Genomic DNA, 5233 nt, shown 5'->3' with positions numbered 1-5233 from the left:
AAATATAAAAACGTTCAACCTTTTAAACATGCAACAACTCATCTCGCTTTTTACTGATTATACCGGAAAAGGTAATCCCGATTTGGAGGCAATGCCCTCGTCGGGCTCCAACCGAAAATACTTTCGGCTTCAGCGCGACGGCATCTCCCTTATCGGTGTACACGGGGAGTCGCGCGATGAGAACAGGGCCTTTATCCGTTTGGCAAAGCATTTCGGGGAACAACAGCTGAATGTTCCGCAAGTACTTGCCGTATCGGGAGACGAGATGTATTACCTGCAGGAGGATCTGGGAAATACCCATTTATTCGATGCCATCAAGGGTGGCAGGCTGACCGGCGTGTTCAGTCACGACGAAAAAGAGCTGCTGCACAAGACCATCTCCCTGCTGCCCGATATTCAATATGCCGGAGCCCGTAATCTCGATTTCAGTGTCTGCTACCCGTTGCCTGAGTTTAATCGACGCTCTGTGATGTGGGATCTGAATTACTTCAAGTATAGCTTTCTCAAGACCACCGGCATGGATTTTAGGGAAGACCTGCTCGAAAACGATTTTGAGAAGCTGGCAGAGATCCTGCTGAAAGACGGTTCCCATACGTTCATGTATCGCGACTTTCAGTCTCGGAACGTGATGCTATCGAACGATGTCCCCTACTTCATCGACTTCCAGGGGGGACGAAAAGGGCCGGTTTATTACGATGTGGCATCGTTCCTATGGCAGGCGAAAGCCAACTTCCCGGCAGAATTGCGCGACGAACTGATCGTGACCTACATTGCCGCGCTGCGGAAATACCGCCCCGTGGAGGAGGGTGACTTTCTCAGACAACTGCGTCAGTTTATCCTCTTTCGCACTTTGCAGGTGCTTGGAGCATACGGCTTCAGGGGATATTTTGAGAAAAAACCGCATTTCATCCAGAGCGTACCCTTTGCTCTGGACAACCTGCGTGAACTGCTGAAGGAGGGGTTTGATGAATATCCCTATATGTGCAATTTATTGAAGAAGATGACCGACCTCAAACAATTTGCCGATTCGCGCAAACGGGGGTTGGAGGTGCGGGTTTACAGCTTTGCCTACAAGAAAGGCATTCCGGACGATGCCTCGGGCAACGGAGGCGGCTATGTGTTTGACTGTCGTGCCATCAATAATCCGGGAAAATATGAACGGTACAACAACGTGACCGGACTGGATGAACCGGTAATAAAGTTTCTTGAGGACGACGGGGAAATAGTGACCTTCCTGAATGCCATCTATCCTCTGGTCGATCAGCATGTGAAGCGTTACATGGAACGCAACTTCACCAACCTGATGATCTCTTTCGGATGCACCGGCGGCCAGCACAGGTCGGTTTATGCCGCCCAGCATGTGGCGGAACATATCTCAAAAAAATTCGGGGTAAAAGTATCGCTGATTCACCGGGAACAAAACCTGGAACAGGAATTCAGAAAACAATGAAAGCAATGATCTTCGCCGCGGGACTCGGCACACGACTAAAGCCTCTGACCGATTCCCTCCCCAAAGCACTGGTATCGGTGGGGGAAAAACCCTTGCTGCAGCACATCATAGAAAAGCTCAAACAGTCGGGGTTCGATGAGATCATCATCAACATCCATCACTTTGGCCAGCAAATCATCGATTTTGTGGAAGAAAACAATCGTTTTGATATCCGGATTGAATTTTCAGACGAACGGGAGAAGCTGCTCGACACGGGTGGAGGTATCAAAAAAGCATCCTGGTTCTTCGACGACAATAAACCGTTCCTGGTACACAATGTCGATATCCTGTCCAATGTTGATCTCAGCAATCTTTATACCTTTCACCTGAAGACCCACTCTCCCGCCACATTGGTATGCAGCAGCAGGGAGACATTACGTTACCTGTTGTTCGACAGTAATCAACACCTGAAAGGATGGATCAACGAAAAAACCGGTGAAGTAAAATCTCCTCTTCCTGATTTCGATCCGTCAGGCTACCGAAAGTTCGCTTTCTCGGGGATTCAAATAGTCGAACCTTCGGCTTTCCGTTATATGGAAAATTTTCCGGACAACTTCTCTATCATTGATTTTTACCTATCCATCTGTAGCAAAGAGAAACTGGCCGCATTCATTCCCCGGGACCTGCAGTTGATCGATGTGGGAAAACTCAACTCTTTGGAGGAAGCCCAAAATTTCCCAATACCGGGTCGGTTTCATCATTATACATAATAACCTGCCATATGACACATCTTGATAAACTGGGAAGACTGTATAAAACCGAATTATTCGAGAATATACTTCCTTTCTGGCCTACCCATTCGCAGGATCTCGCTTATGGGGGTTATTTCACCTGCCTCGACCGGCAGGGAAAGCATCAGCTTCCCCCGGAGACATACTCCACCATGAACCGGGATATTATTTTTTAAGAACTAAGCCTGACGATATCATAAAACTGGACAACACACAGTAAGACCAAAGCCGAGATACATTATTTTCACATATTTAACTAAAATCGACCGAAACACAAGCCATACGTCGCGTTAAACATCATTAAATACCCGTTATTTAATTAATATATTTATTTTATCTGTTGCGTTTATGAAATAGTTGTGTTTATTTTGCGTAGATATACAATACTAATTGACTCATCCTGAAATTTGTTTTTATTTTTTACATTATAACAACGCCATCACAAATGATTAATTTTAACATTGTAAGCGCAAAATACAAAGACGAATTATTCGAGAATATACTTCCTTTCTGGCTTACCCATTCGCAGGATCTCGCTTATGGGGGCTATTTCACCTGCCTCGACCGGCAGGGAAACATCTACGACACCGACAAGTTCATCTGGCTCCAGGGGCGACAGGTATGGATGTTCTCCATGCTGTACAACAAGGTAGAAAAGAGAAAGGAGTGGCTTGATTGCGCGGTTCAGGGCGGAGAGTTCCTAAAAAAATTCGGTCACGATGGCAACTTGAACTGGTATTTCTCCCTGACCCGGGAAGGAAAGCCGGTCGTTGAACCCTACAGCATCTTCTCCTACACTTTCGCCACCATGGCATTCGGGCAACTAAGCAAGGCTACCGGAAACGAAGAGTATGCAGAGATCGCAAAAAAAACATTCGACATCGTCCTCTCAAAAAGGGACAACCCGAAGGGAAAATGGAGCAAGGCTCATCCGGGAACGCGAGACCTGAAATCATTCTCCCTGCCCATGATTCTCTGCAACCTCTCGCTCGAAATTGAGCATCTGCTCGATAAAGAGTTTCTGGACCAAACCATGGAAGAGTGCATTCACGAGGTGATGGAGGTCTTTTTACGCCCCGAGCTGGGCGGCCTGATCGTGGAAAACGTACACGAAGACGGCACGCTCTCCGACTCCTTCGACGGCAGGCTCATGAATCCGGGACACGCCATCGAGGCAATGTGGTTTATCATGGACCTGGGCAAGCGGATGAACAGGCCGGAGCTGATCGGAAAAGCGGTGGAGACAACGCTCAAAACGCTCGAATATGGCTGGGATAAAAAATACGGCGGTATTTTCTATTTTATGGACCGGAAAGGGTTTCCACCCCAACAGCTCGAGTGGGATCAGAAGCTGTGGTGGGTACACGTGGAGACCCTGATCTCGCTGCTGAAAGGCTACCAGTTAACCGGATCCGAAGCATGCCTTCAATGGTTCGAAAAAGTACACGACTACACCTGGAGCCATTTTAAAGATCCGGAGTATCCCGAATGGTGGGGATACCTGAACAGGAGGGGAGAGGTGCTGCTCGACCTGAAAGGCGGAAAATGGAAAGGATGCTTCCACGTGCCAAGAGGACTATACCAATGCTGGAAAATAATGGAAAGCATCGAAGCAGGAAAATGACTCTCACCAAAGGCAGAAAACATTTTGAAATAAAAAAGCTATCTTTGGATTTCTTTCAAAATAAGCAATGCGTCATCCCATCTTCACGGAGAACAACGCATCCAATACAAAAGTATTCATATGAAACGAGCATGATAATCATTATCACGCATGATCATGACTAAAGCGAGTTCCATATGACACCATTGAAAATAAATATTTTAGTCATATGAAAAAATTTCTAATCCTCTGTTTCGTTGCGTTCTTTACATCAACAACTGTTGCCCAGAAACGAGACTATTCAACCTTTTACTATCAGCGTGCTTCTTTGTTCGAGAAGTTGCCGGTGTCGGAAGAGGATATCCTCTTTGTTGGCAACAGCATCTCCAACGGCGGGGAATGGGCTGAACTGTTTGGCGATTCTCGCGTAAAAAACAGGGGGATCAGCGGAGACATCTGCGAGGGTGTCTACGACCGGCTCGATCCGCTCGTGAAAGGAAAACCGGATAAAATCTTTCTGATGATTGGCATCAACGATCTTGCACGGGGCACCCCACCCGATTCAATCGTGGCATGTATCGGTAAAATCACGAAGAAGATCAAGAACGAGTCTCCCGATACAGGCATATATCTGCAAAGCATCCTTCCCGTCAATAATTGCTACGGCATGTTTGATGGACACACCAGACACGGGGAAATTATCCACTCTCTGAATAAAAGCCTGAAAGAAATGGCCGATACAAACGCCATCACCTATATTGATTTGTACAACCATCTTGTCATCCCCGGGACACACAAACTCGATACCCTGTACAGCAACGACGGCCTGCATCTGATGGGTGAGGGCTATCTGAAGTGGGCAAAAATTGTAAAACCTTATCTGTAAACGTGTAGAATGATAAAAAAAAGAATACTGTTTGTTTTGCTTCTTATTCCGGCGCTGCTCACTGCAGAACCGGTGAAAGTGGCCTGTGTGGGGAACTCGGTCACCTTTGGCTACAAGATTGAGAACAGGGCAAACACTTATCCGGCCCAGCTGCAGCGGCTGCTGGGCGATTTCTACCGGGTGGAGAACTTCGGCCATAGCGGGGCCACCCTGCTACAAAAAGGGCATAACCCTTACCGGAAGATGCCGGCATACGAGAAGGCGCTCACCTTCGAACCCGACATCGTGGTGATCCACCTGGGACTGAACGATACCGATCCGCGCAATTGGCCAAAATTCCGGGACGACTTCACCAAAGACTATATAGAACTGATCCGCTCGTTCCAGGAGAAAAATCCAGCTGCAAAAGTGTGGATCTGCCGCATGACACCCATCTTCAGCTGGCATCCCCGATTCAAGTCGAGTACCCGAATGTGGTACGATCAGGTGCAGGCGGAGATCGAGCGGGTGGCGAAGGTGACCGG

Annotated in this window: 5 protein-coding genes and 1 pseudogene; all 6 read left to right on the top strand. The window is 47.6% G+C overall.

Annotation, left to right across the window (positions count from 1 at the left end):
* Positions 1 to 28 precede the first annotated feature (28 nt).
* Positions 29 to 1450, top strand: coding sequence for a RapZ C-terminal domain-containing protein (locus tag B3Z75_RS07435; RefSeq protein WP_294069541.1), 1422 nt, complete (start codon positions 29 to 31; stop codon positions 1448 to 1450).
* Positions 1447 to 2199 carry a nucleotidyltransferase family protein gene (locus tag B3Z75_RS07430; RefSeq protein ID WP_294069423.1) on the top strand — a complete coding sequence of 251 codons (753 nt, stop codon included), beginning with the start codon at positions 1447 to 1449 and terminating at the stop codon, positions 2197 to 2199. The genes B3Z75_RS07435 and B3Z75_RS07430 overlap by 4 nt, the downstream gene beginning before the upstream one ends.
* Before the next feature lie 11 nt (positions 2200 to 2210).
* A pseudogene (locus B3Z75_RS07425) lies at positions 2211 to 2342 on the top strand (AGE family epimerase/isomerase); the annotation flags it as partial.
* A gap of 323 nt (positions 2343 to 2665) precedes the next feature.
* Positions 2666 to 3844 (top strand): AGE family epimerase/isomerase, encoded by a 1179-nt coding sequence (locus B3Z75_RS07420; RefSeq protein WP_414702878.1) that lies wholly within the window; start codon positions 2666 to 2668, stop codon positions 3842 to 3844.
* 208 nt (positions 3845 to 4052) lie between these two features.
* Positions 4053 to 4709: a GDSL-type esterase/lipase family protein gene (locus tag B3Z75_RS07415; RefSeq protein WP_294069420.1), complete on the top strand. Its 657-nt coding sequence runs from the start codon at positions 4053 to 4055 to the stop codon at positions 4707 to 4709.
* Positions 4710 to 4718: 9 nt separating this feature from the next.
* Positions 4719 to 5233 (top strand): GDSL-type esterase/lipase family protein (locus tag B3Z75_RS07410; protein ID WP_294069412.1); only part of this gene is annotated, 515 nt, incomplete at its 3' end.

The sequence above is a fragment of the Proteiniphilum sp. UBA1028 genome, assembly GCF_002316955.1.
Lineage (GTDB): Bacteria > Bacteroidota > Bacteroidia > Bacteroidales > Dysgonomonadaceae > Proteiniphilum.
The sequence above is the reverse complement of the archived record's forward strand: the minus strand, read 5'-3'. Positions and strand labels throughout refer to the sequence as shown.

Coding starts and splice junctions, on each gene's coding strand:
- B3Z75_RS07435 (WP_294069541.1), top strand. CDS start 29: ATGCAACAACTCATCTCGCTTTTTACTGATTATACCGGAAAAGGTAAT.
- B3Z75_RS07430 (WP_294069423.1), top strand. CDS start 1,447: ATGAAAGCAATGATCTTCGCCGCGGGACTCGGCACACGACTAAAGCCT.
- B3Z75_RS07420 (WP_414702878.1), top strand. CDS start 2,666: ATGATTAATTTTAACATTGTAAGCGCAAAATACAAAGACGAATTATTC.
- B3Z75_RS07415 (WP_294069420.1), top strand. CDS start 4,053: ATGAAAAAATTTCTAATCCTCTGTTTCGTTGCGTTCTTTACATCAACA.